The organism is Vibrio sp. Y29_XK_CS5, assembly GCF_024181835.1.
Classification (GTDB): Bacteria; Pseudomonadota; Gammaproteobacteria; order Enterobacterales; family Vibrionaceae; genus Vibrio; species Vibrio harveyi.
The window spans coordinates 206,104-232,154 of the sequence record NZ_JAMZAM010000007.1 but is presented as its reverse complement, the minus strand read 5'-3'; the positions used below and the strand labels follow the sequence as shown (position 1 = coordinate 232,154).

Here is a 26,051-nt window from a genome sequence, read left to right as displayed (position 1 = left end):
AACGCACATGCACAAGTGCACATTATAAGAGGGATAGACCAATGACTAACTTAACTCGCCGCCAACAAATTGAAGCTCTGGAAAAAGATTGGGCAACCAACCCACGCTGGAAAAACGTAAAGCGTACTTACACAGCAGAAGAAGTGGTAGAACTGCGTGGCTCTATGGTGCCTGCGAACACAATCGCACAACGTGGTGCTGACAAACTTTGGTCACTGGTCAACGGTAGTTCAAAGAAAGGCTACGTAAACTGTCTTGGTGCACTGACGGGTGGTCAAGCCGTACAGCAAGCAAAAGCAGGTATTGAAGCGATTTACCTATCAGGTTGGCAGGTAGCGGCGGACAACAATACCGCTTCGACGATGTACCCAGATCAATCTCTGTATCCAGTAGATTCTGTACCGTCGGTAGTAAAACGCATCAATAACTCATTCCGTCGTGCAGACCAAATTCAGTGGTCAGCAGGTAAGTCACCAGAAGACGAAGGCGGTATTGATTACTTCCTACCAATCGTAGCGGATGCAGAAGCAGGCTTTGGTGGTGTATTGAACGCTTACGAGCTAATGAAATCGATGATCGACGCAGGTGCGGCAGGTGTTCACTTTGAAGACCAACTGGCATCCGTGAAGAAGTGTGGTCACATGGGCGGTAAAGTTCTGGTTCCAACTCAAGAAGCAGTGCAAAAACTGGTAGCAGCTCGCCTAGCAGCGGACGTTGCTGGCACGACAACACTAGTAATCGCACGTACCGATGCAAACGCAGCAGACCTACTAACATCTGACTGTGACCCATATGATAAAGACTTCATCGAAGGTGAGCGTACTCAAGAAGGTTTCTACCGTGTACGTGCAGGTATCGACCAAGCTATCTCTCGTGGTCTAGCTTACGCGCCATATGCGGATCTAATCTGGTGTGAGACAGCAACGCCATGTCTAGAAGAAGCACGCAAGTTTGCAGAAGCGATTCATGCAGAGTACCCAGACCAATTGTTGGCATACAACTGTTCGCCTTCATTCAACTGGGAGAAGAACCTAGACGCTGAAACCATTGCTAAGTTCCAACAAGAGCTGGCTAACATGGGCTACAAGTACCAGTTCATCACGCTAGCAGGTATCCACAACATGTGGTTCAACATGTTCGAATTGGCACACGCTTACGCTCAAGGTGAAGGCATGCGTCATTACGTTGAGAAAGTTCAGCGTCCTGAGTTTGAAGCGGCAGAGAAAGGCTACACGTTCGTAGCGCACCAACAAGAGGTTGGTACGGGTTACTTCGATAGAATGACCAACACAATCCAAGGTGGTAACTCATCAGTGACAGCACTGACAGGTTCTACTGAAGAAGACCAATTTTAATCATCATAGAGTCGACTATTACTACGTTAGTAATGACATCTTTGAGCGGCGATTGAGCCGCTCTTTTTTTGTCTACGATTCGAGAAAAACGTAGTGGCGTATTAATCCGCTTCGATTTCTTCCGGCTCGGTTTCTTCTTGCAGCTCTAACAAGTTAATTGCAATAGTCACAAAGTCTGTATCAGTGATGATGCCGACCAAGTGACCTTTATTGACCACTGGCAAACAGCCGACTTTATGCTTTTGCATATAGATTGCGCTTTCTTTTAAACCTGCCCTTGGTTCGGCAGTCATGATGTTGGTGTGCATCATTTGGTAAAGCGGAGTATCGAGGGTAAAAGATTGTTCTGCCTCATCTGGGTGCAAGCAGGATTCTTGTGCGGCAAGAATATCGCGTTGAGTCACCAAGCCTTTTAAGTGTTTATTGGCATCAACAACCGGAATATGTCGAATATCAAGCGCGTCCATCATACTTTTTGCGTCACGTAATGTGTGCTCACGCAGCAAGGTATGAGGGTTGCGAGTCATCATGTCTTCAACCTTGATCATAGAGACCTCCAGCGGCATTGTCCTTCTCTTAAATATAGAGAATATTTTGCTGTATATCTGGGAGCTAACTCGTTTTTCACTAATAAAATAATACGATTAGATGGAGATCAATCAGAGGTGAAAATGGACTGGTGTTTTCCATAAATCCAGCTACTCATTTAGGGCGATGTTAGGATGTAAGCGCTATCATAAATAACCAAAGCTAAGGCGTTGAAACCTTAGCTTTGGTTACTCTTAACGTTGCTTGAAATGCACACAGATAAGACCATACGCTTTCGCATCGACACAGCGACCAATGTAGTGTTTACCAGGTACGTTCACAGCGCAGTGGCGAGGGACTTGTTTTAAGGCACAAGCTTGTTGCTGAGCTCGAAACAAATCTGTTCTCTCATCGCCAAAACTGCTGACAGAAAACAACAATATTGAAGCACTTAAAGTGGCTAGAAAGATCTTCATACTTACCTCAATTTATCATCAAAGAGCGTATCGCTCACTCTCAATATAGTCGCCCTTATCTCTATTGATAAGTTTGTTTTTAATTGGTAATTGCAGGGTGGAAACTCAATGCGAGTCAGTTTGCACTTTTGACTGATAAGGTGTGTAGACCGCAGTTAATCCAATGAATTGAATCGCACATTTTTACTTGCTTGATTTTCCAAGATAAGCCTGTGGAAGAAGATACGCTCAGGCTTACCAGATTGAAGATAACAACCTAAATGAAACGAACAACGTGTAACAAACTCATTGCGCTGACAGTAGCGGCATTCAGCATGCAATCTGCTCAGGCAATTGTGCTAGGAGATGAGCAAACCGACCCGGTAGATCGCGTGACTTTACGAGCAAGTAACATGGCAGAGTTCCCGTTGTGTGGCGGCACTATGTTGACTGAACGATGGGTGTTGACTGCGGCACACTGTGTGGTGATGGGGCAGGGAACCAACGAAGCGAGCTACTATGTGACTCCGCCGGGAGAACTGTCGGTGAATGCCAACGTTTATGAACTTAACTCTGCTGGGCTGGATAACTTCTATCCTGTGTCTCACGTTGTGGTTCACCCCGACTACACGCGGATTTCAAAGGCTGAGATTGACAGCAATGGCAATGTGAAACCTATCCAAACGGGTTTAGATTCAGACATCGCGTTATTGTATCTCACACGCCCAGTAGCAAATGCACGCTTTGCTGACTTAGCGAATAAAACTGATATGGAGAATATCGAAGCGCGTCTGGCAGCGGATTGGAACGATAACGACCTGACCAATCAACGTGTCGAAAACGTGCAAGTATTTGGGTGGGGAACCACTCAGCCGGATGCATCTGAACCTTCCAATACGCTCAAAACTACCATCAGTACATTTTTACCTATCGATAAATGTTATGAGCGTTTAGAAATTGGCAGCAGTTTTCCGGGGATCATTGATTCCAGAGAGAACCAAACCAAAATCTGTACACTACCAACGAAAAACCGAGTGTTAGAACCGGATAGCCACACTCAGTATGGCAACTCCGCGTGTAAAGGTGATAGTGGTGGTCCGCTGGTGGATGTGGCGACGGGCAAACAGATTGGAATTGTTAGTGGTGCGCCTCTTATTCTGCCTACGTGTGGCTCTTTGACGATCCCAAGCTTCTACACCAAAGTGAGCCAATATTACGATTGGGTGCAGTCTTACATCACCGCCGGTGGTCCACCGAGCAGTTACATCATTGAGCCGAATTTCATCAAAGAAGCGAATAGTGGAAGTGGTGGTGGGGAAGAGGAGTGCCACGATGGCATTGCGACCAACAATTGTGATTTCAGAGGTTCTGAGGACGACGGTGGTAGCCTAGGCGCTTGGCTATTCGGCTTATTGGTTCCACTGGTGTGGGCGCGCCGACGCAAAAGTTAAACGATCAACGACTGATAAACATTTTAAAAAGCAGCGAACTTCGCTGCTTTTTTTATGCGCGTCTGTTTTGCGTCTTTCACGTTTTATTACACTCTTGGTGAAAGCTTTTACAGTCAATCTAGGGGGATTTGCTTGCTATTGCAGCATGTAAACATATACTAGTCTGCTGCGAAAAACTCGTCGCAATTTTATCGTCGTCTTTGACGTGATTTGACCAATAGATAAGACAAGTAACATGCAAGTATCAGATTTCCATTTCGACCTTCCAGATGAACTCATCGCTCGCTACCCTCAACCAGAGCGTACCGCTAGCCGACTGCTGCAAATGGACGGCAATACTGGTGAACTTATTGATGGCACGTTTACCGATGTGCTGGAGCAGGTTCAAGCCGGTGACCTAGTGGTTTTCAACAATACTCGCGTTATTCCTGCGCGTTTGTTTGGTCGTAAAGAATCAGGCGGTAAGCTAGAAGTGTTAGTGGAGCGCATGCTCGACGAGAAAAGCATTCTGGCGCACGTTCGTTGTTCGAAATCGCCAAAACCAGGTACAACGATCTTTGTTGGTGAAAACGATGAATACTCAGCACAAATGGTCGCTCGTCATGATGCACTGTTTGAACTGAAATTTAATTCTGATAACACGGTACTAGAGATTCTGGAAGAAATTGGTCACATGCCACTTCCTCCATACATCGACCGTCCAGATGAAGACGCGGATAAAGAGCGTTACCAAACGGTTTACAACCAAAAGCCTGGTGCGGTTGCTGCGCCAACGGCGGGTCTTCATTTTGATGATGTTCTGCTTGAAAAAATCAAAGCGAAAGGCGCTGAGTTTGCATACGTTACTTTGCATGTGGGAGCGGGTACGTTCCAGCCAGTAAAAGTGGATGACATTAATGATCACCACATGCACGCAGAATACGTTGAAGTACCACAAGACGTAGTGGATGCGATTAACGCAACTAAGGCGCGCGGTGGTCGCATCATCGCTGTAGGTACAACGTCTGTTCGCTCACTAGAAAGTGCAGCGCAAGACGCGCTCAAGAAAGGCACAGAACTGGTTCCATTCTTTGGCGATACTGAAATCTTTATCTACCCTGGTTACGAGTACCAGTTGGTGGATTGCTTGATCACCAATTTCCACCTACCTGAATCAACCCTGATCATGTTGGTAAGTGCGTTTGCAGGTTACGAGAACACCATGAATGCTTACAAGCACGCGGTGGAAAACAAATACCGTTTCTTCTCGTACGGTGATTCAATGTTTATTAAAAAGAAGACCGCATAATGTTTTGACCCTTTTCTAGCCCTCCTCTCAAAAAAGGGGGAGGCTAGGAGGGGGAGAAAGTTAACGATTTACGAGTGCTAGCAGTAAGCTAGGAAATAAAGTGGAATCTCTGCTTTGTCTCTCGCACGGAAAAGCGACCGCTCCTTAAAATAGGGTTTACCACCCTGGATACATAGTCAGACTGTTTCTCTGACACCCGGAGGCATCGTGAAATTAAAATTCGATCTTAAGAAGAAAAACGGCAATGCACGTCGTGGTCAATTGACCTTCGAACGTGGCACTGTTCAAACTCCTGCGTTCATGCCAGTAGGTACTTACGGTACCGTTAAAGGCATGACACCAGAAGAAGTGAAAGGTACTGGTGCAGAAATCCTGCTAGGTAACACTTTCCACCTATGGCTACGTCCTGGTCAAGAAGTGATGAAAATGCACGGTGACCTGCACGATTTCATGAACTGGCACGGTCCTATTCTTACCGATTCAGGCGGTTTCCAAGTATTCAGTCTAGGAAAAATGCGTAAGATCACTGAGAAAGGTGTTCACTTCCGTAGCCCTGTAAACGGTGACAAGATTTTCATGGACGCGGAAAAGTCGATGGAAATCCAAAAAGACCTAGGTTCTGACATTGTAATGATCTTCGACGAGTGTACGCCATACCCGGCGACACACAACGAAGCGAAAAAATCGATGGAAATGTCACTACGCTGGGCACAGCGCTCACGTGATCACTTCAACAAACTAGAAAACCCGAACAACCTATTTGGTATCGTTCAAGGTGGTGTCTACGAAGATCTACGTGATGTGTCTATCAAAGGTCTGACAGAAATCGGCTTTGATGGTTACGCAGTTGGTGGTCTTGCAGTAGGCGAACCGAAAGAAGACATGCACCGTATTCTTGAGCACACATGTCCACAACTTCCAGAAGATAAGCCTCGTTACCTAATGGGTGTAGGTAAACCGGAAGATTTGGTTGAAGGTGTTCGTCGTGGTATCGACATGTTTGACTGTGTAATGCCAACGCGTAACGCGCGTAATGGTCACCTATTTGTGACTGGTGGTGTGATCAAGATCCGTAATGCGAAACATAAAACGGATACAACTCCGCTAGATCCGCATTGTGACTGTTACACTTGTCAGCACTACAGCAAATCGTACCTTCACCACCTAGAGCGTTGTAACGAAATCCTAGGTGCTCGCCTGAACACTATCCACAACCTACGCTACTACCAGCGTCTGATGGAAAGCATTCGTAAGGCGATTGATGAAGATCGTTTCGATGAGTTTGTTACTGAGTTCTATGAGCGTCGTGGTCGTGAAGTGCCACCGCTTGCAAAAGAGCAGTAATTGACAGATTAAAAGAATTAAAGCCTTTGGCATGTTGCCAGAGGCTTTTGCTAATAAAGTAGGCTAACGTACGTTATTTTTGAGAAGGTGATCTCTATTACTTAATCTCAAACTTGAATCTAAATTACGAAAGCCCAACTTGTTGGATTATCAATAAAATATAATGAGGATGTTTTAATGTTTATTTCTCAAGCTCACGCAGCAGCAGAAGGCGCACCAGCAGGCGGCGGTTTTGAAATGCTAATCATGCTAGGCATGTTCGCGGTGATCTTCTACTTCATGATCTACCGTCCGCAATCTAAGCGTGTTAAAGAACACAAGAACCTAATGTCTTCTATGGGCAAAGGTGATGAAGTTCTAACAAGCGGCGGTCTAGTGGGTAAAATCACTAAGATTGCTGAAGACAACGATTTCATTTCAATTGAGCTAAACGCAAACAATGAAGTTGTAATCAAGAAAGACTTCGTAACTGCAGTGCTACCAAAAGGTACGCTGAAGTCTCTATAAAACAGCTAAAGGATCCTCGCTGTGCTAAACCGTTATCCATTATGGAAGTACTTGATGGTATTTTTTGCCATCATCACCGCTGCGTTGTACGCACTTCCAAATATCTACGGTGAAGATCCGGCTATTCAAGTTACAGGGGCGCGTGGCGCCTCTGTAGATATGTCAACGCTGGATGCTGTCACCAAAGCTCTTGATAAAGAGCATCTCTCTCATAAATCCATTGCTCTCGAGAATGGATCAATCCTTGTTCGTTTCAATGACACTGACACTCAAATCAGTGCCCGCGATATCATCAGCGAAGCGCTTGGCAAAGATAAAATTGTTGCACTAAACCTTGCTCCATCTACGCCAGATTGGCTAGAAGCAATCGGTGCGTCGCCACTTAAGCTAGGTCTTGACCTTCGCGGTGGTGTTCACTTCCTAATGGAAGTTGACATGGACGCGGCGATGGAGAAGTTGGTTGGTCAACAAGAAGAAGCTTTCCGTAGCGAACTTCGTGAAGCTAAGATCCGTTACCGTGCAATCCGTCCTTCTGGTACAGAAGGTGTGGAAGTACTGCTACGTAATGAGGAGCAGCTAGCGGAAGCGAAAGCAACGCTAGAAAAGAATCACCCAGACATGAACTTTGTCGACTCTGATTCTAATGGTCGTTACGCGTTGATTGCCACCTTTACCGAGCAACGTTTACAAGAGATACGTAACTACGCAGTTGAACAAAACATCACGATTCTTCGTAACCGTGTTAACGAACTGGGTGTTGCTGAACCATTGGTTCAACGTCAAGGTGCTAGCCGCATCGTAGTTGAGCTACCAGGTGTTCAAGACACAGCTCGTGCGAAGGAAATTCTAGGTGCTACAGCAACACTAGAGTTCCGCGAAGTTGACGATAAAGCTGACCTATCAGCGGCGGCAAATGGTCGCGCGCCAGCAGGTAGCGAAATCAAGATGGACCGTGATGGTCGCCCAGTTGTGCTTAAGAAGCGCGTTATTCTTGGTGGTCAAAGCATCACGGATGCAAGTTCAAGTGTTGATGAATACGGTCGCCCACAAGTTAACATCTCGCTAGACAGCGAAGGTGGCAACAAAATGTCCGCGTTCTCTAAGAAGAACATCGGTAAGCTAATGGCTACCGTGTTTGCAGAATACAAAGACAGTGGTCGTCGTACGCCTGAAGGCAAAGTTATCCTTGATAAGCATGAAGAAGTTATCAACCAAGCAACGATTCAATCGGCTCTTGGTCGTAACTTCCGTATCACGGGTATCGACTCTGCAGCAGAAGCGCACAACCTAGCACTTCTACTTCGTGCTGGTGCACTAATCGCACCGATCTCTATCGTTGAAGAACGTACCATTGGTCCATCAATGGGTCAGCAAAACATCGATATGGGTATCCAAGCATGTATCTGGGGTATGGTTGCGGTAATGCTGTTTACGCTGCTTTACTACCGTGGTTTTGGTCTGATTGCTAACATTGCGTTGATGGCAAACTTGGTTCTTATCATTGGTGTAATGTCGATGATTCCAGGCGCTACCATGACGTTGCCAGGTATTGCCGGTATCGTATTAACCGTCGGTATGGCGGTCGATGCGAACGTGCTGATATTCGAGCGTATCCGTGAAGAGCTTCGAGATGGACGCAGTCCTCAGCAAGCGATTCACCAAGGTTACGCAAACGCATTCAGTACCATTGCCGATGCGAACATCACAACGCTTATCACTGCAATCATTCTATTTGCAGTGGGTACAGGCGCAGTGAAGGGCTTCGCGGTAACACTATCTATCGGTATCTTAACTTCAATGTTCACCGCTATTGTGGGTACACGTTGTATCGTGAACCTGATTTACGGTGGCAAACGCGTTGATAAATTGTCGATCTAAGGCTGGGAATTAATATGTTTCAAATTCTAAAAGCAGAAAACACGATCGGCTTTATGCGTTGGTCGAAAGTCGCGTTCGTATTCTCCATCTTTATGATCGCTGCTTCTATCTTCACGCTATCAACCAAATGGTTGAACTGGGGTCTAGACTTTACTGGTGGTACGCTAATCGAGGTAGGTTTTGAACAACCTGCAAACCTTGAAGAAATTCGTGCAGCACTAGATTCAAAAGGCTTCGGCGATGCGACAGTTCAAAACTTCGGTAGTGCTCGTGAAGTGATGGTTCGTCTTCGTCCACGTGACGACGTTTCAGGTGAAACGCTAGGCAACCAAATCATTGGTGCGATCAAAGAAGGTACTGGCGAAAGCGTAGAAATGCGTCGTATTGAATTCGTAGGTCCAAATGTTGGTGATGAGCTAACAGAAGCGGGCGGTCTGGCGATCCTTGTATCGCTAATCTGTATCCTGATCTACGTATCGATGCGATTTGAATGGCGTCTAGCGGCTGGTGCGGTAATGGCACTGGCACACGATATCATCATCACGCTGGGTGTATTCTCATTCCTACAAATCGAAGTTGACCTTACCATCGTAGCGGCGCTACTAACGGTAGTCGGTTACTCGCTCAATGATACCATTGTTGTATTCGACCGGATTCGTGAAAACTTCCGTAAGATGCGTAAGGGTGAACCTTCGGACATCATGGACGCTTCAATTACTCAAACATTGAGCCGTACTTTGATTACGTCTGGTACGACGTTGTTCGTGGTAATTGCACTGTTTATGCAAGGTGGTGCGATGATTCACGGCTTTGCAACAGCGCTATTACTAGGTATCACTGTTGGTACTTACTCTTCTATCTACGTAGCATCAGCGCTAGCGCTAAAACTGGGCATTCAGAAAGAGCACTTGATGCCACCTCAAGTAGAAAAAGAAGGTGCAGAGTTCGACGAGATGCCATAAGGCAGATTGAGAACCGAAAACAAAAACCGCTGAGCAGTCAGCGGTTTTTTTATGCTTGATAGATTTGATTGTTTCACTTTTCTTTGAAGTATTTCCAGCTTGAATTGTAGTTTTTTGATTGAGTTGAATATCGGAAGTATGTTCAACAATTTCGGGGGGAAATAATGTCAAGGCAAGCTGAAATAAAAGTACAGTTACTGAAGTTTGTAGAGATTTCTTACAAACACTATAAAGGCGTTACCACCAAGCTAGTTACTGGGCAGGTAAATGTCCGAGAGCTTTTAGAGCAGTGCGAGTGGGGGCTTTGTAAGTACAGATTTAAGCCGAGTAAAATTGATCAAGCGCTCCGTGAAGCTTGGGTTTAGTTGATTATGCTAAATAGAATTCTACCTATTCCGGTTTTACTCAGTGTTTCAGGGCCCTGCATAGCAAGCCCACTCCACGATACTTACCTTGATATACGCAATAATTTATACAAGATGCAGTATATCGAGGTGGTAGAAGCTATGGCGGGACCAAACCTATCGATTGAAGAGCTAAATAGTATTAAATCTCACCCAATAAAATTTGGTCATCAATTTCCATTTTTATCATCCATCCCATCAAGTTTGGTTACGGAGCTGTCTTACTTTGAAGCATACAGTGAGGATGGAGGCGTTGGGTGTCTTTCCGTAAACGGATTTGGAGATGTATACCAGCCAGTCACGGTTTCGTTGCAGTTTCTAATGAAGGAACAAGTATGGAAGGTTAAGCACGTAAAAATAGACCACTTACCTGACTACGACCGTTTCTATAAACAGGCAGATTGTTCGATATAAAAAAGCCCCGCTCAATGAGCGGGGCTATTCAAAAGTCATCAGCGTGACGGGCTTAGTATGACTTCAGAATCTTACTTAAGGATCGCGCTGTTGCCGTTTTCGCGAACGTGTTTAAGGATAGATTTCACGCCACGAGCACTAGAAGCAACAATGTTACCAGACTTCATGTAGTCAGTACCGCCAGCGAAGTCAGTTAGGATTGCGCCAGCTTCACGAGCGATAAGCTCACCTGCAGCCATCTGCCAAGGTTTTAGACCTAGCTCAAAGTAACCATCTACACGACCAGCTGCCACATAACATAGGTCAAGAGCAGAACAACCGCTACGACGGAAGTCTGCACACTCAGTGAATAGAGAGCCTACGATCTTGATGTAAGACTCAGAGTGTTGCTTCTGTTTGAATGGGAAACCAGTCGCAAGAACAGTACCGTGTAGGTCTTTAAGTTGAGTAACACGGATACGAGCGTTGTTTAGCTGAGCGCCAGCACCGCGTTGTGCAGTGAATAGCTCGTTTTGCATTGGATCGTATACACAAGCCACTTCAGTTTTACCTTTGAAGCGAACCGCGATAGATACTGCGAAAGTTGGGTAACCTTTTACAAAGTTATTAGTGCCATCCATTGGGTCGATGATCCATTGTACGTCTTTATCTTTACCTTCGATAAGACCAGCTTCTTCAGCAACGATGCAGTGCTCTGGGTAAGAGTGCTTGATAGTATCGATGATGATAGCTTCTGCTTCTTTGTCTACATTAGTAACAAAGTCATTAGTGCCTTTTAGCGTAGATTCAATTTTATCTGTGTTTTCTAATGATTTAGCAATGTGATTGCCTGCCTTTCGCGCAGCGCGAATAGCAATGTTTAGCATTGGATGCATACGAATTTCCCAACGGATGTTAAAGAACAATTTAAAGCGGCGGCGAGTATACCAGAGTCAAACGAAAAGGGAAGTGGTTATTTTTTGTGCGCAAGCAAAACGAGTTGTGATAGCTATGTCGATAGAGAAGAAAACAATTGATGAGAATGCGAATAGAAGCCCGCTTCACTCTAGGGTGTATTAGAAAATTATGATAATATCCCTCGGTTTTAATTCAGGTAGCAAACACAGATGTTGGATCAAGTAAAAATCGTACTCGTCGGAACTTCTCATTCAGGCAACATTGGCTCGGCAGCTCGAGCAATGAAAGTCATGGGTTTAAGCCAACTAGTATTGGTTGATCCGCAATGTGAAGTCGATGATCAAACCCTTGCGCTTGCTGCTGGTGCTGGTGATATTGCTCAAAATGCCACTGTAGTAAGTACGCTTGAAGAAGCCATTGAAGATTGTGGTCTTGTTGTGGGTTCAAGTGCTCGCTCACGTACACTTGAATGGCCAATGCTTGAGCCACGTGAGTGTGGAGAAAAGTTTGCAGTTGAAGGGCAAAAGCACCCAGTCGCATTGGTCTTTGGTCGAGAAAGAACCGGTCTAACGAATGATGAACTGCAAAAGTGTCACTATCATGTTTGCATTCCTGCTAACCCTGAATACAGTTCGCTTAACTTAGCGATGGCCGTCCAAACGTTGAGCTATGAAGTTCGCGTTGCACACCTCAACCTAGAGCAAAGCCAATACGCCCCAAGTGGGCCTGAAGAGTATCCACGTCATAAAGAGCTAGAAATGTTCTTTGAGCACCTTGAAAAGGTGATGGTTGATACCCAATTTATCAACAAAGAACAGCCGGGTCAGGTGATGAACAAGCTGCGTCGTTTGTACTCACGTGCACGACCAGAGGCGCAAGAGTTGAATATTCTGCGCGGTGTTTTGACGGCGATCGAAAAGAAACTCTGAACAAATAATAACCACTTTAGGTGTAAGGATGAATACCTGACTAAAATAGTCAAATAAATACTTGACCGTTTTAGTCGGGTATGGAAAAATCCTAATCATTACAAACCATGTGGATACGGTGTGGTATGAAACTTACATCTAAAGGAAGATATGCGGTGACAGCCATGCTGGATGTGGCACTGCATTCGCAACAAAACCCAGTACCTCTTGCAGATATCTCAGAGCGTCAAGGGATCTCGCTCTCATACTTAGAGCAGCTTTTTTCAAAATTGCGTAAAGCAGGCCTTGTAGCCAGCGTTCGTGGTCCTGGTGGTGGTTACCGACTTGGAGCAGACGCGCACAGCATTGCCATTGGCACTGTGATTGCCGCGGTTGATGAGTCAGTAGACGCAACCAAATGCCAAGGCAAAGGCGATTGCCAGGGTGGCACTCGTTGCTTAACTCACACCCTATGGCGTGACCTGAGCTCTCGTATTAGTGACTTCTTGAATAACATTACGCTCGGTGAGCTAATGACAGACAATGAAGTTTTAGAAATTTCTGATCGTCAGGACATTGATCTGGCGGTAACTCATGGGCTTTCAAACAAAAATACAACCGCCGCGCCCATCGGTGTAAACGTCCGCTCTTAGCGGTCAGCATTTTACATTGGAGTAGAGAATGAAACTGCCGATTTATCTTGATTATTCCGCTACATGTCCAGTAGATCCTCGTGTTGCTGAAAAAATGGTTCAGTACATGACAATGGATGGCACATTTGGCAACCCAGCTTCGCGTTCGCACCGTTACGGCTGGCAGGCAGAAGAAGCTGTAGATACTGCTCGTGAGCAAATTGCTGACCTTCTAAATGCAGATCCTCGCGAAATCGTATTCACATCTGGTGCGACAGAGTCTGACAACCTTGCTATCAAAGGTGCAGCACATTTTTACTCTAAGAAGGGTAAACACGTAATCACTTGTAAAACAGAGCATAAAGCGGTTCTTGACCCATGTCGTCAACTAGAACGCGAAGGCTTTGAAGTGACTTACCTAGAGCCAGAATCAAACGGTCTGATCGATCTAAACAAACTTCAAGCAGCGATGCGAGAAGACACTGTTTTGGTATCAATCATGCACGTTAACAACGAGATTGGTGTAATCCAAGACATCGCTGCAATCGGCGAACTATGTCGTGAACGTAAGATTGTGTTCCACGTGGATGCGGCACAGTCTGCGGGCAAACTGCCAATCGATGTTCAAGAATTGAAAGTTGACCTAATTTCACTGTCTGCGCACAAAGTATACGGTCCTAAAGGCATTGGCGCACTTTACGTACGTCGTAAGCCTCGTATCCGTCTGGAAGCGCAAATGCACGGTGGTGGTCATGAGCGTGGTTTCCGTTCGGGTACACTTCCAACTCACCAAATCGTGGGTATGGGTGAAGCGTTCCGTGTAGCGAAGGAAGACATGCAAAAAGATTACGATCACGCGCTAGCACTTCGTAACCGTCTTCTAGATGGCGTTAAAGATCTAGAAGCAGTAACGGTGAACGGTGATCTTGAACAGCGTGTTCCACACAACCTAAACGTGAGCTTTGCATTCGTAGAAGGTGAATCTCTACTGATGTCACTGAAAGACCTAGCAGTATCTTCTGGTAGTGCTTGTACATCAGCGAGCCTAGAGCCATCTTACGTTCTTCGTGCACTTGGTCTAGACGACGAATTGGCGCACAGCTCAGTACGTTTCTCATTTGGTCGTTTCACGACTGAAGCAGAAATTGATTACGCAATTGAACAAATCCGCGTTGCAGTGACTAAGCTACGCGACATGTCTCCTCTATGGGATATGTACAAGGAAGGGGTTGATCTGAGCACTGTTGAATGGGCTCACCATTAATCTCACGGACTGAATAGAGGATTCGAGGTAATTTATCATGGCATACAGCGAAAAAGTAATTGATCACTACGAGAACCCACGTAACGTTGGTTCGTTCGATAAAGAAGACCCATCAGTAGGCAGCGGCATGGTTGGCGCACCAGCTTGTGGTGACGTAATGAAGCTTCAAATCAAAGTGACGCCAGAAGGCATCATTGAAGACGCGAAATTCAAAACATACGGTTGTGGTAGTGCAATCGCTTCAAGCTCACTAGTAACTGAGTGGGTAAAAGGCAAGTCTATCGACGAAGCGGCATCTATCAAAAACTCTGAGATTGCAGAAGAGCTAGAGCTTCCACCAGTGAAAGTTCACTGCTCAATCCTTGCGGAAGACGCAATCAAAGCAGCGGTTGCTGACTACAAGAAAAAACACCAGGAATAATTATTCCGTATATAATGGGAGCCCTTGAAATGCTCCCATTCCAAAACGTAATTTAGACAGACTAAGGTGCAGTATGGCCATCACAATGACAGAATCAGCGGCAAGTCGCGTAAAAGCATTCCTAGATAACCGAGGCAAAGGTATCGGTTTGCGTCTTGGAGTGAAGACGACAGGCTGTTCCGGCATGGCTTACGTTCTTGAGTTTGTTGATGATCTAAACGAAGAAGATGAAGTTTTTGAACTGTCGGATGTAAAGATCATCATTGATAAGAAAAGCCTAGTATACCTAGACGGTACTGAGCTGGATTACGTTAAGGAAGGGTTGAATGAAGGTTTTGAGTTCAACAACCCTAACGCGAAAAGTGAATGTGGTTGTGGTGAAAGCTTCAACGTCTAATTGACTGTCCTTCTGGGCAAGCGAGTCCAGAAGGCTTTACTAGGACCCGATCTTAATGAATCACTTTGAATTATTTGGGCTACCAAGTCAGTTTCAGCTGGATGGTAGCCTTCTTTCTTCTCAGTTCCGAGAACTACAAAAACGCTTCCACCCAGACAACTTTGCGACTGCCTCAGAGCGTGATCGCTTGATGGCTGTTCAAAAAGCAGCGCAAATCAACGATGCGTATCAAATACTTAAGCATCCAATCTCTCGCGCTGAATACATATTGGCAGAAAACGGCACAGAAATTCGTGGTGAGCAACAAACCATGCAAGACCCGATGTTCCTAATGGAACAAATGGAACTGCGTGAAGAACTGGAAGACATTGCTGACAGCTCTGATCCTGAATCAGCGCTTTTTGACTTCGATTCTAAGGTCAGCAAAATGTACAAACAGCATTTGGCGAGTGTAGAACAAGAACTTGACCAAGGTCTTTGGGCGGAAGCTGCAGACCGAGTTCGTAAACTCAAATTCATTGCCAAGCTAAAGAACGAAATTGAACTGGTTGAAGACAAGCTCCTCGGCTAGTTAGCGCGACAAGGACCCATCATGGCATTACTTCAAATCGCAGAACCGGGCCAAAGCTCGGCACCTCATGAGCACAAGTTAGCAGCGGGTATCGACTTAGGTACTACCAACTCTTTGGTTGCGTCTGTTCGCAGCGGTGACGCAAACACACTGACAGACGATCAAGGTCGTAGCATTTTGCCTTCTGTGGTGAACTACGCACAGGACTCGGCTTTAGTTGGTTACGAGGCAAAAGCAAAAGCAGAGCAAGAACCAGAAAACACCATTATTTCGGCAAAACGTCTGATTGGTCGTTCACTAAAAGACATTCAAGCTCGCTACCCATCTTTGCCTTACCAATTTAAAGAAAGCGACAACGGTCTGCCTATTTTGCAAACTGCACAAGGTGACAAGAACCCGATTGAAGTGTCTGCCGATATTCTTAAAGCACTAGGAAAACGTGCAGAAGAGACACTCGGCGGCGAGTTAGCTGGCGTGGTTATTACTGTTCCTGCTTACTTTGATGATGCTCAACGTGCTGGTACAAAAGATGCGGCGAAATTGGCGGGGCTTCATGTGCTACGTCTGCTTAACGAGCCGACAGCTGCAGCGATCGCTTACGGCCTAGACTCTGGTCAAGAGGGCGTGATTGCGGTTTACGATCTAGGTGGCGGTACGTTCGATATCTCCATCCTACGTTTGTCAAAAGGCGTATTTGAAGTATTAGCAACAGGTGGTGATTCTGCGCTAGGCGGTGATGATTTTGACCACCTATTAGCGGATTACCTAATGGAGCAAGCTGGTCTAGAAGCGCCGCTTTCTGCTGAGAAAAACCGTGCACTACTGAACATTGCAACAGCAACTAAGATTGCTTTCTCTGAGCAAGACAGTGTTGATGTTGATGTATTTGGTTGGAAAGGTTCTGTGACTCGCGAGCAGTTCGAAGATCTGATTCGTCCGCTAGTGAAGAAAACCCTGATGTCTTGCCGTCGTGCATTGAAAGATGCGGATGTGGATGCGGAAGACGTACTTGAAGCGGTTATGGTTGGCGGTTCAACTCGCACATTGCTTGTTCGTGAAATGGTAGGCGAATTCTTCGGTCGTACACCACTGACAAGCATTAACCCAGATGAAGTTGTTGCAATCGGCGCGGGTATTCAAGCAGATATCCTAGCGGGTAACAAACCTGACTCTGAGATGCTGCTTCTGGACGTTATTCCTTTATCTCTTGGTATTGAAACCATGGGCGGCTTGGTTGAGAAAATCATTCCACGTAACACCACTATTCCTGTGGCTCGTGCGCAAGAGTTTACGACGTTCAAAGATGGTCAAACGGCAATGAGCGTGCACACTGTACAAGGTGAACGAGAAATGGTGGATGACTGTCGTTCACTGGCTCGTTTCTCATTAAAAGGCATTCCACCGATGGCGGCTGGTGCTGCACACATTCGCGTGACGTACCAAGTGGACGCTGATGGTCTGTTGTCTGTCACTGCGATGGAAAAGAGCACGGGTGTTCAGGCTGAAATCCAAGTGAAACCTTCTTACGGTTTAAGCGATGACGAAGTCGCAAACATGCTGCGTGACTCGATGACTTACGCGAAAGAAGACATGCAAGCTCGTGCACTGGCTGAGCAGCGCGTAGAAGCGGATCGTGTGATTGAAGGTTTGATTGCTGCGATGCAAGCTGATGGTGATGAACTACTATCAGACCAAGAGAAACAAGACCTATTAAAAGTGATTGAAGCGCTGATTGAACTGCGCAACGGCGAAGATGCGGACGCTATCGAGCAAGGCATCAAAGACACCGACAAAGCAAGCCAAGATTTTGCGTCGCGCCGTATGGATAAATCGATTCGAGCTGCACTGTCAGGTCAGTCAGTTAATGATATATAAGAGATAAGTAGTTATGCCTAAGATTATTGTATTACCACACGAAGATTTGTGCCCAGAGGGTGCAGTGTTGGAAGCAAACACTGGTGACACCGTTCTAGACGTAGCGCTAAAAAATGGCATTGGTATCGAACACGCATGTGAAAAGTCATGTGCATGTACTACCTGCCACGTGATCATTCGTGAAGGTTTTGATTCGCTAGAAGAGAGTGAAGAGCTAGAAGATGACATGCTAGATAAAGCATGGGGTCTAGAGCCTGAATCTCGTCTTGGTTGCCAAGCAAAAGTAGCGGATGAAGATTTGGTTGTTGAAATTCCAAAATACACGCTAAACCACGCGTCGGAAGATCACTAATACTATCTCCCCAACATAGGGGCGAAGCAAAAGGAAGATGAGCAATGAAATGGACAGATTCTCGCGATATCGCGATTGAGCTTTGTGACAAGTTTCCCGACTTAGATCCTAAAACCGTACGTTTTACCGATCTTCACCAATGGATCATGGAGTTGGATGAGTTTGACGATGAGCCAAACCATTGTAATGAAAAGATTCTAGAAGCGGTTATCTTGTGCTGGATGGACGAAGCAGACTAATGCTCAATTCGGCGGTAAAACGCAGCAGAGTTAACAATTCTCACTAAAAAAAGCGGACCTTTAGGTCCGTTTTTTTATCAAGTTGACATTTTTACCCTACATAATGCTAACATCCGTTAGTTATTAAAAAAGAAGAGGCGTAGGCAACGCCGTTATAAGACAAGGAGAAACCATGTCTACACAGATGTCTGTATTTCTTAGCCAAGAACCAGCGGCACCACATTGGGGCGACAAAGCACTGCTTTCTTTCGCTGAGAATGGCGCAACCATTCACCTAGGTGAAGGTCACGATCTTGGTGCGATTCAACGTGCAGCGCGTCAACTCGATGGCCAAGGAATTCGTTCAGTTTTACTTGCTGGTGATAACTGGGATTTGGAGAGCGTTTGGGCATTCCACCAAGGTTACCGCAACCCGAAAAAACACGGCACACTAGAATGGGTTGAGCTTTCTGAGCAAGACCAAGCAGAGCTTCACGCTCGCATCACTTCTACGGACTTTACTCGCGATATCATCAACAAAACTGCAGAAGAAGTGGCGCCACGTCAATTGGCAACCATGGCAGCTGAATTCATCAAATCTATCGCGCCACAAGGTACAGTAACGGCTCGTATCGTTAAAGATAAAGATCTGCTTTCTGAAGGTTGGGAAGGTATTTATGCCGTAGGTCGTGGCTCTGAGCGCACATCGGCAATGCTGCAACTTGATTACAACCCAACAGGCGATGAAAACGCACCAGTCTTTGCATGTCTAGTAGGTAAAGGCATCACCTTTGATTCAGGTGGTTACAGCTTGAAGCCATCAAACTTCATGACAGCAATGAAAGCGGATATGGGCGGTTCAGGTACGATTACTGGCGGTCTTGGTCTTGCTATTCTTCGTGGTCTTAATAAGCGTGTAAAGCTTATCCTTTGTTGTGCGGAGAACATGGTCTCTGGTCGCGCACTTAAACTGGGCGACATCATCACTTACAAAAATGGTAAGACCGTTGAGATCATGAATACCGACGCAGAAGGTCGTTTGGTTCTTGCTGATGGTCTTATTTACGCAAGTGAGCAAAACCCTGAACTGATCATTGACTGTGCGACCCTAACGGGCGCAGCGAAGAATGCACTAGGGAACGATTACCATGCATTAATGAGCTTTGATGATGAGCTTTCTCATCAAGCGCTAACGGCGGCAAACCAAGAGAAAGAAGGCCTGTGGCCACTGCCTCTTGCTGATTTTCACCGTGGCATGCTGCCGTCAAACTTTGCTGACCTATCTAACATCAGTTCTGGCGATTACTCACCTGGCGCAAGTACAGCGGCAGCATTCTTGTCTTACTTCGTTGAGGATTACAAGAAAGGTTGGTTGCACTTTGACTGTGCAGGCACGTACCGTAAGTCAGCGTCTGATAAGTGGGCTGCAGGCGCAACAGGCATGGGTGTTCGCACACTTGCTCGTTTCTTGAACGAACAAGCAGCAAAATAAGACTTTTACCAGTGCAGACACCCCGTCTGTACTGGTATAACTAAGAGAGACGCAAGTCACTCATATAAAACTATTATTACAAGTACAAAAAGGAAACTTTATGGCTCTAGAAAGAACGTTTTCAATTGTTAAGCCCGACGCTGTAGAACGCAACCTGATTGGTGAAATCTACCACCGTATCGAAAAGGCGGGTCTACGTATCGTTGCTGCAAAAATGGTTCATCTGACAAAAGAACAGGCGAGCGGTTTTTACGCAGAACATGAAGGCAAACCTTTTTTCCCTGCACTGAAAGAGTTCATGACATCTGGTCCTATCATGGTTCAGGTTCTTGAAGGTGAAGATGCAATCGCACGCTACCGTGAGCTAATGGGCAAAACAAACCCAGAAGAAGCAGCATGTGGCACTATCCGTGCCGATTACGCACTAAGCATGCGCCATAACTCTGTTCATGGTTCGGATAGCCCTGAGTCAGCAGCTCGTGAAATCGAGTACTTCTTCCCAGAGTCAGAGATTTGCCCTCGCTAATCTTGTACTAATTTGCTTCCTAAGCCTCGGATCTTTCCGGGGCTTTTTTTTATCTGTTACTTAGAAAGAATGAATGATAATAATTGGCTAAAATTTAATCATTAAGATTTTAATGCCTTAGCGAAGTCGGGGTCTTACAGCCCTTGTTGTAGCTGCATAAAGGCTGTACAATTCGCGCCCTTATTCTTGTTTCAGTCATTGAGAGGCAACATGACCACTGAAAAAATCAATCTACTCGACTTTGATCGCAAGGGCATGCGTCAATTTTTCGCGGAAGAGCTAGGCGAAAAAGCGTTCCGTGCTGATCAGGTTATGAAGTGGATCTACCATTTCGGTGTTGATGACTTCGATAACATGACGAACATCAACAAGAAACTACGTGAAAAACTGCAGCACAAGTGTGAAATCAAAGCACCAACGGTAGCAGAGGCTCAACATTCTTCAGACGGCACAATTAAGTGGGCGATGAAGGTGGGTGACCAAGACGTAGAAACGGTCTACATCCCAGAAGATGACCGCGCAACATTATGTGTGTCTTCTCAGGTTGGTTGTGCGCTGGAGTGTAAGTTCTGTTCAACCGCTCAACAAGGTTTCAACCGTAACCTAAAAGTATCTGAAATCATTGGTCAGGTATGGCGTGCTGCACGTGAAATCGGCTTACAGAAAGAAACGGGTCGCCGTCCAATCACTAACGTAGTGATGATGGGGATGGGTGAGCCACTTCTTAACATGAAGAACCTTATCCCTGCGCTTGAAATCATGCTTGATGATCTTGGTTTCGGTCTTTCTAAGCGTCGAGTTACCGTATCAACGTCAGGTGTTGTTTCTGGTCTTGATCAGATGACCGGTAAAATTGATGTAGCATTGGCGATTTCTCTTCATGCACCAAACGACAAGTTACGTAGTGAAATCATGCCGATCAACGACCGTTGGGATATCCAAGATTTTCTCGCGTCTGTTCGCCGTTACATCGCGTCTTCAAATGCTAACCGCGGTAAAGTGACGGTAGAGTACGTGCTGCTTGATCATGTTAATGATGACATGGACCACGCACGTGAGTTGGCAGAGCTGATGAAAGATACGCCATGCAAGATCAACCTGATTCCATTTAACCCGTACCCAGGTTCACCTTATAAGAAACCAAGTAACTCACGTATTGACCGTTTCCAAAAAACATTGATGCAATATGACCACACCGTAACGGTTCGTAAAACACGTGGTGATGATATTGATGCTGCGTGTGGTCAGTTAGTCGGTGATGTTATTGACCGTACGAAACGTACCGCAGCTTTAAAAGCAGCACGTGGTGCTGAAACTATCGATGTAAAAGCGGTTTAAGACGCCAAGAATAAAGAAATAGCCAGAGCCTTATGCTCTGGCTATTTTGTTTATTACAAGTGGATTGTCATTCGATGCTGACAGACTGAACGGTGCTAATTTTACTTTGCTGTGTCAATTTTTGGACAAAAGCTTGAGCTATCTGTTAATTTGAGAGCAAAGAGTTTTTGTCTTCGTTAAACATTCGCTTATCATGGTGAGTGAAATATAACTACGACATTGACTATTCTCAGTATTTTTTCCAATACGCTTTGCTGAACCATTGCAAGACGAGCATTCTTACTCTGACTACTGAGAATTTCTAAAAGATTATTTTTGGTTAACGCGTTTAGGCTAGCTATCTTTAAGTGAGGCTTAATTAGAACAAAAACGAAAATAAATAACTGCGTTAGCCACCAAACAGATTAAATACCGCCATTATGACAGAACACGAAAAGACTAATGAAGTGCCGCTTTCTATGGAAGCAGGCACAATACTAAAAAACAAACGCGAATCTCTAGGCATGACTCAGAAGCACGTTGCTGATCGCCTTAGACTTCGCGTTTCTGTTATTGAAGACATTGAAAACAATCGATTTGAAGAACAACAGGTCACGACATTCACGCGTGGCTATTTGCGTTCGTATGCAAAGCTTGTTGGTCTTGATGAAAAGATTGTTTTGGCAGCTTTAGAGCAAACATCTGAAGTTCATGTGAAGCCGCAAGAAACAGAGATGCAAAGCTTCTCTCGTAAAACCAAGCACGAGAAACACAACAGCCGAATTATGTTGCTGACTTGGGCAATCGCGATCGTGATTACCGGTATCTCCGCGGCATGGTGGTGGCAAAACCAACAAGAGAATAGCCTTGCACAGTTGAGTTCTGAAACGGCAGAAACAGAACATGTTGCCAATGATGCTGATATCGATCAGATGAGCGCAGATGAGCTAATCGCAAGCACTCCAGCTGAAATCGCTCCTGTATCTGCTGCGCCAGCGGTTGTTTCTGAAGCTGATACGACAATGAGCGCGACTGATGAGGGGATGGCTGAGTCAACAGTAACTCCGACAGCTGAAGCTGTTGAGGAAACCGCTCAAGAGCCTGTTGCGGTTATCGAAGATGCTCAAGCGGCAGAAGAGCCAATAACTCCAGTTATTCCAGAAGGCATGACGTTACTGACTATGAAATTTAAAGCTGATTGCTGGATTCAAGTTAAAGACGCAAACGGCAAAACACTGGTAAGTGGTACTCGCAAACCGGGTCAAGATGTAGAACTTGCCGGAAAAGCACCGTTTAAAGTGATATTAGGCGCACCTGAAGGCGTAACAATGACATTTGCAAGTGAACCTGTCGACCTTTCTGGGTATACTTCAGGCAAAGTAGCTAGATTCACTTTACCGTTATAAATATTATGCAACACGAATCTCCAATTATTCGTCGTAAATCGACGCGTATTTATGTGGGTGATGTGCCAATTGGTGATGGTGCACCAATTGCTGTACAGTCAATGACAAACACTCGCACGACTGATGTGGAAGCCACAGTCGCACAAATCCGAGCATTAGAAAAAGTGGGTGCAGACATTGTACGTGTTTCTGTTCCTACCATGGATGCGGCGGAAGCCTTTAAGCTTATCAAACAGCAAGTGTCAGTGCCGCTCGTTGCGGACATCCACTTCGACTACCGTATTGCACTGAAAGTGGCAGAGTACGGTGTTGACTGTTTGCGCATTAACCCAGGTAACATTGGCAACGAAGAGCGTATTCGTTCGGTTGTTGATTGTGCCCGTGACAAAAACATCCCAATCCGTATTGGCGTTAACGGTGGCTCTTTAGAAAAAGATCTGCAGATGAAATACGGTGAGCCAACGCCAGAAGCATTGGTGGAATCGGCGATGCGTCATGTGGATCATCTAGACCGCCTTAACTTTGACCAGTTCAAAGTTAGTGTGAAAGCGTCGGATGTATTCCTAGCGGTGGATTCATACCGCCTATTGGCAAAGCAGATTGACCAGCCACTACACCTCGGTATCACCGAAGCTGGTGGTGCAAGAGCTGGTGCTGTGAAGTCATCGGTTGGTCTTGGTATGCTTTTAGCTGAAGGCATCGGTGATACGCTACGTATCTCGTTGGCGGCAGATCCGGTAGAAGAGATCAAAGTTGGCTTTGATATTCTTAAGTCTCTGCGTATTCGCTCACGTGGTATCAACTTTATTGCCTGCCCAAGCTGCTCACGTCAGGAATTCGACGTGATTAACACAGTAAACGCATTGGAAGAGCGCCTAGAAGACATCATCACACCTATGGATGTGTCTATCATCGGCTGTGTCGTAAACGGCCCAGGTGAAGCTGAGGTTTCACACCTAGGTCTGGCAGGCAGCAACAAGAAGAGCGCATTCTACGAAGACGGCAAACGTCAGAAAGAGCGTTTTGACAACGATGATCTAGTGAATCAGCTAGAAGCGAAAATCCGTGCGAAAGCATCTGTATTAGATCAAGCTAACCGCATCGATATCAAACAAGAAGATTAATCTCATAGCTTGAGCACACTAAGTGTGCTCGGGTTACTAAGCGACGGTAATAATTGTGGCAAAGAAAATCCAAGCAATCCGAGGCATGAACGATTGCCTTCCAACTCAGTCTCCGCTGTGGCAAAAACTTGAAAACGCAGTAAAAAGTACTGTGAGCGCATACGGCTATAACGAAGTGCGCATGCCAATCGTTGAAGAAACAAACCTATTCAGCCGTGCGGTTGGTGAAGAGACTGATGTCGTTTCAAAAGAAATGTACACTTTTGATGATCGTAACGGAGACAGCCTAACACTTCGCCCTGAAGGTACGGCGGGTTGTGTGCGTGCATGTATTCAAAACAGTCTGATCAACCGTGACGAACAACGTCTGTGGTACATGGGACCTATGTTCCGCCATGAGCGTCCGCAGAAAGGTCGTTACCGTCAATTCCACCAGTGTGGTGTTGAGGTGTTCGGTCTAAATGGTCCAGACGTTGATGCTGAGCTTATCATGATGACTGCACGTCTATGGCGTGAGCTGGGTATCAATGAGCATGTTCGTCTTGAGCTTAACTCTATCGGTTCTCAAGAAGATCGCGCAGACTACCGCACGGCACTGGTTGCATTCCTTGAGCAACATATCGATGTGCTAGACGAAGATTGTAAGCGTCGCATGCACACGAACCCACTGCGAGTTCTGGATACGAAGAACCCTGATGTTCAGGCTATTTTAGGTGATGCACCTCGCCTTTCTGAGTACTTAGGTGAAGAATCTAAAGCACACTTCGCAGGTCTATGTGAACTTTTAGACGCTGCAGGTATCGAATACACAGTTAACGAGCGTCTAGTTCGTGGTCTGGATTACTACAACCGCACGGTATTTGAATGGATCACTGAGAGCCTAGGTGCTCAAGGTACAGTATGTGGCGGTGGTCGTTACGATGGTCTTGTAGAACAATTGGGTGGCAGTGCAACACCAGCCGTTGGCTTTGCTATGGGCCTAGAGCGCCTTGTACTGATGCTAGAAACGCTAGAGCTAACAGACGTTCGTCGCAGTGTAGATGTTTACGTTGTGACAGCAGGCGAAGGCACAATGATGGTTGGTATGAAGCTAGCAGAACAGCTTCGTGAAGCTATTCCAGGCGTTCGTGTGATGAGTCACTTCGGTGGTGGTAACTTCAAGAAACAGTTTAAGCGCGCAGATAAAGTCGGTGCTGTAGTAGCATTGGTTCTGGGCGAAAACGAAGTTGCAGAAAACACCGTAGTACTAAAAGACTTGGTGGGTGGTGAGCAAGAGACTTACAACCAAACAGAAGTTGCTGAGAAGATCGCAGCACTGATTTAAGTCTTTTAATAAGCTAAAGATTAAAATCCTAATTCGTAATAGTAAGGCTCCCAAGATAGGAGCCTTTCGACGAAATAGGAACAATGGCAGCCTCGCTGTCATTTACATGTTTTAAGAGGACAGGAAGTGGAACTTTACGATACTGAAGAACAACAAGTTGAAGCCATTAAAGACTGGTGGAAGGAAAACGGCAAAGCCGTCATCATCGGTGCGGTTGTTGGTTTAGGTGGTCTATTTGGCTGGCGTTACTACCAGGATTCTGTGATTCAGGCGAGTGAAGCAGCTTCTCAAAGCTACACAACAGTAATGAACGCCCTGCAAACCAAAGGTGCAGACGCACAAGCAGATATTCAAGCGTTCATCGACTCAAACAAAGTTAAAGAATACTCAGTACTTGCTGCGCTTCAGCTAGCAAAAGTACAAGTAGATGCCAAAGATCTTTCAGCTGCACTTGAGCAACTTAAGTGGGCTCAAAGCAACACTAAAGATGCCGCGCTAACTCCACTTATCAGCTACCGTATTGCGCGTATTGAAGCAGAAATGGGCAACTTTGACGCTGCAAATGCAGAACTAGGCAAAGTAACTGACGCTGCATGGACGGGTCGTATTGCAGAACTTCGTGGTGATATCGCTCTTCGTCAAGGTGACAAAGAGGCAGCATACACGGCATACACTGAAGCTCAACAAGCTGCAGATGCTAGCCCTGCACTACAAATGAAATTGGACGACCTGGCGAAATAA

General features: G+C 45.8%; 27 protein-coding genes. 24 read left to right on the top strand and 3 right to left on the bottom strand.

Annotation, left to right across the window (positions count from 1 at the left end; translation table 11 throughout):
• Positions 1 to 41: 41 nt before the first annotated feature.
• Positions 42 to 1,355 carry an isocitrate lyase gene (gene aceA / locus NL647_RS23620; protein WP_005440333.1) on the top strand — a complete coding sequence of 438 codons (1,314 nt, stop codon included), beginning with the start codon at positions 42 to 44 and terminating at the stop codon, positions 1,353 to 1,355.
• 101 nt (positions 1,356 to 1,456) lie between these two features.
• On the opposite strand, the gene NL647_RS23615 is transcribed toward aceA, so the two are convergent.
• Entirely contained in the window at positions 1,457 to 1,903 is a 447-nt protein-coding gene (locus tag NL647_RS23615) for a CBS domain-containing protein (protein ID WP_009697664.1), read from the bottom strand.
• Between the two features lie 234 nt (positions 1,904 to 2,137).
• Positions 2,138 to 2,359 (bottom strand): hypothetical protein, encoded by a 222-nt coding sequence (locus tag NL647_RS23610; RefSeq protein ID WP_005445303.1) that lies wholly within the window; start codon positions 2,357 to 2,359, stop codon positions 2,138 to 2,140.
• 260 nt (positions 2,360 to 2,619) lie between these two features.
• Here NL647_RS23610 and NL647_RS23605 point away from each other — a divergent pair, with 260 nt between their 5' ends.
• From NL647_RS23605 to NL647_RS23575, 7 genes are all read left to right on the top strand, one after another.
• On the top strand, positions 2,620 to 3,789 hold the full coding sequence (locus tag NL647_RS23605; RefSeq protein WP_005445304.1) for a trypsin-like serine protease: 1,170 nt from the start codon (positions 2,620 to 2,622) through the stop codon (positions 3,787 to 3,789).
• Between the two features lie 235 nt (positions 3,790 to 4,024).
• Positions 4,025 to 5,077 carry a tRNA preQ1(34) S-adenosylmethionine ribosyltransferase-isomerase QueA gene (gene queA, locus NL647_RS23600; RefSeq protein WP_009699969.1) on the top strand — a complete coding sequence of 351 codons (1,053 nt, stop codon included), beginning with the start codon at positions 4,025 to 4,027 and terminating at the stop codon, positions 5,075 to 5,077.
• Between the two features lie 207 nt (positions 5,078 to 5,284).
• Positions 5,285 to 6,421, top strand: coding sequence for a tRNA guanosine(34) transglycosylase Tgt (tgt, locus tag NL647_RS23595; RefSeq protein WP_009697666.1), 1,137 nt, complete (start codon positions 5,285 to 5,287; stop codon positions 6,419 to 6,421).
• A 177-nt stretch (positions 6,422 to 6,598) separates the two neighbouring features.
• Positions 6,599 to 6,928 carry a preprotein translocase subunit YajC gene (yajC, locus tag NL647_RS23590; protein ID WP_005424903.1) on the top strand — a complete coding sequence of 110 codons (330 nt, stop codon included), beginning with the start codon at positions 6,599 to 6,601 and terminating at the stop codon, positions 6,926 to 6,928.
• Between the two features lie 21 nt (positions 6,929 to 6,949).
• Positions 6,950 to 8,806 (top strand): protein translocase subunit SecD, encoded by a 1,857-nt coding sequence (gene secD, locus NL647_RS23585; RefSeq protein WP_005447728.1) that lies wholly within the window; start codon positions 6,950 to 6,952, stop codon positions 8,804 to 8,806.
• Between the two features lie 14 nt (positions 8,807 to 8,820).
• Complete coding sequence (gene secF / locus NL647_RS23580; protein WP_005447727.1) at positions 8,821 to 9,768, top strand: protein translocase subunit SecF; 948 nt, start codon at positions 8,821 to 8,823, stop codon at positions 9,766 to 9,768.
• A 479-nt stretch (positions 9,769 to 10,247) separates the two neighbouring features.
• Complete coding sequence (locus NL647_RS23575) at positions 10,248 to 10,586, top strand: hypothetical protein (RefSeq protein ID WP_033002896.1); 339 nt, start codon at positions 10,248 to 10,250, stop codon at positions 10,584 to 10,586.
• A gap of 71 nt (positions 10,587 to 10,657) precedes the next feature.
• On the opposite strand, the gene suhB is transcribed toward NL647_RS23575, so the two are convergent.
• Positions 10,658 to 11,461 (bottom strand): inositol-1-monophosphatase, encoded by an 804-nt coding sequence (gene suhB / locus NL647_RS23570; RefSeq protein ID WP_005447724.1) that lies wholly within the window; start codon positions 11,459 to 11,461, stop codon positions 10,658 to 10,660.
• Between the two features lie 231 nt (positions 11,462 to 11,692).
• On the opposite strand from suhB, the gene trmJ reads away from it, so the two are divergent.
• From trmJ to NL647_RS23490, 16 genes are all read left to right on the top strand, one after another.
• Complete coding sequence (trmJ, locus tag NL647_RS23565) at positions 11,693 to 12,412, top strand: tRNA (cytosine(32)/uridine(32)-2'-O)-methyltransferase TrmJ (RefSeq protein WP_017188503.1); 720 nt, start codon at positions 11,693 to 11,695, stop codon at positions 12,410 to 12,412.
• Between the two features lie 125 nt (positions 12,413 to 12,537).
• Positions 12,538 to 13,044, top strand: coding sequence for a Fe-S cluster assembly transcriptional regulator IscR (gene iscR, locus NL647_RS23560; RefSeq protein ID WP_005381720.1), 507 nt, complete (start codon positions 12,538 to 12,540; stop codon positions 13,042 to 13,044).
• A 28-nt stretch (positions 13,045 to 13,072) separates the two neighbouring features.
• Positions 13,073 to 14,287, top strand: a complete 1,215-nt coding sequence (locus NL647_RS23555; protein WP_005447719.1) for an IscS subfamily cysteine desulfurase — start codon at positions 13,073 to 13,075, stop codon at positions 14,285 to 14,287.
• A gap of 37 nt (positions 14,288 to 14,324) precedes the next feature.
• Positions 14,325 to 14,708, top strand: coding sequence for a Fe-S cluster assembly scaffold IscU (gene iscU, locus NL647_RS23550; RefSeq protein WP_005424883.1), 384 nt, complete (start codon positions 14,325 to 14,327; stop codon positions 14,706 to 14,708).
• A gap of 73 nt (positions 14,709 to 14,781) precedes the next feature.
• Entirely contained in the window at positions 14,782 to 15,105 is a 324-nt protein-coding gene (gene iscA / locus NL647_RS23545; RefSeq protein WP_005424893.1) for an iron-sulfur cluster assembly protein IscA, read from the top strand.
• 55 nt (positions 15,106 to 15,160) lie between these two features.
• Positions 15,161 to 15,676: a co-chaperone HscB gene (gene hscB, locus NL647_RS23540; RefSeq protein ID WP_005447715.1), complete on the top strand. Its 516-nt coding sequence runs from the start codon at positions 15,161 to 15,163 to the stop codon at positions 15,674 to 15,676.
• Between the two features lie 21 nt (positions 15,677 to 15,697).
• Complete coding sequence (gene hscA, locus NL647_RS23535; RefSeq protein ID WP_253650727.1) at positions 15,698 to 17,551, top strand: Fe-S protein assembly chaperone HscA; 1,854 nt, start codon at positions 15,698 to 15,700, stop codon at positions 17,549 to 17,551.
• A gap of 13 nt (positions 17,552 to 17,564) precedes the next feature.
• Positions 17,565 to 17,903 (top strand): ISC system 2Fe-2S type ferredoxin, encoded by a 339-nt coding sequence (fdx, locus tag NL647_RS23530; protein WP_005424889.1) that lies wholly within the window; start codon positions 17,565 to 17,567, stop codon positions 17,901 to 17,903.
• A gap of 44 nt (positions 17,904 to 17,947) precedes the next feature.
• Positions 17,948 to 18,142, top strand: a complete 195-nt coding sequence (gene iscX, locus NL647_RS23525) for a Fe-S cluster assembly protein IscX (RefSeq protein WP_005424887.1) — start codon at positions 17,948 to 17,950, stop codon at positions 18,140 to 18,142.
• Between the two features lie 172 nt (positions 18,143 to 18,314).
• Positions 18,315 to 19,613 (top strand): aminopeptidase PepB, encoded by a 1,299-nt coding sequence (gene pepB / locus NL647_RS23520; RefSeq protein WP_005447710.1) that lies wholly within the window; start codon positions 18,315 to 18,317, stop codon positions 19,611 to 19,613.
• A gap of 100 nt (positions 19,614 to 19,713) precedes the next feature.
• On the top strand, positions 19,714 to 20,139 hold the full coding sequence (gene ndk / locus NL647_RS23515) for a nucleoside-diphosphate kinase (protein WP_253650726.1): 426 nt from the start codon (positions 19,714 to 19,716) through the stop codon (positions 20,137 to 20,139).
• A 210-nt stretch (positions 20,140 to 20,349) separates the two neighbouring features.
• A complete protein-coding gene (locus NL647_RS23510; RefSeq protein ID WP_009697672.1) occupies positions 20,350 to 21,477 on the top strand; it encodes a bifunctional tRNA (adenosine(37)-C2)-methyltransferase TrmG/ribosomal RNA large subunit methyltransferase RlmN in 1,128 nt (375 codons plus the stop codon).
• Positions 21,478 to 21,896: 419 nt separating this feature from the next.
• A complete protein-coding gene (rodZ, locus tag NL647_RS23505) occupies positions 21,897 to 22,862 on the top strand; it encodes a cytoskeleton protein RodZ (RefSeq protein WP_061065603.1) in 966 nt (321 codons plus the stop codon).
• 5 nt (positions 22,863 to 22,867) lie between these two features.
• Positions 22,868 to 23,986, top strand: a complete 1,119-nt coding sequence (gene ispG / locus NL647_RS23500; RefSeq protein WP_005424674.1) for a flavodoxin-dependent (E)-4-hydroxy-3-methylbut-2-enyl-diphosphate synthase — start codon at positions 22,868 to 22,870, stop codon at positions 23,984 to 23,986.
• Between the two features lie 55 nt (positions 23,987 to 24,041).
• Complete coding sequence (gene hisS, locus NL647_RS23495; RefSeq protein ID WP_005447704.1) at positions 24,042 to 25,310, top strand: histidine--tRNA ligase; 1,269 nt, start codon at positions 24,042 to 24,044, stop codon at positions 25,308 to 25,310.
• A gap of 126 nt (positions 25,311 to 25,436) precedes the next feature.
• Positions 25,437 to 26,051, top strand: a complete 615-nt coding sequence (locus NL647_RS23490; RefSeq protein ID WP_009697674.1) for a YfgM family protein — start codon at positions 25,437 to 25,439, stop codon at positions 26,049 to 26,051.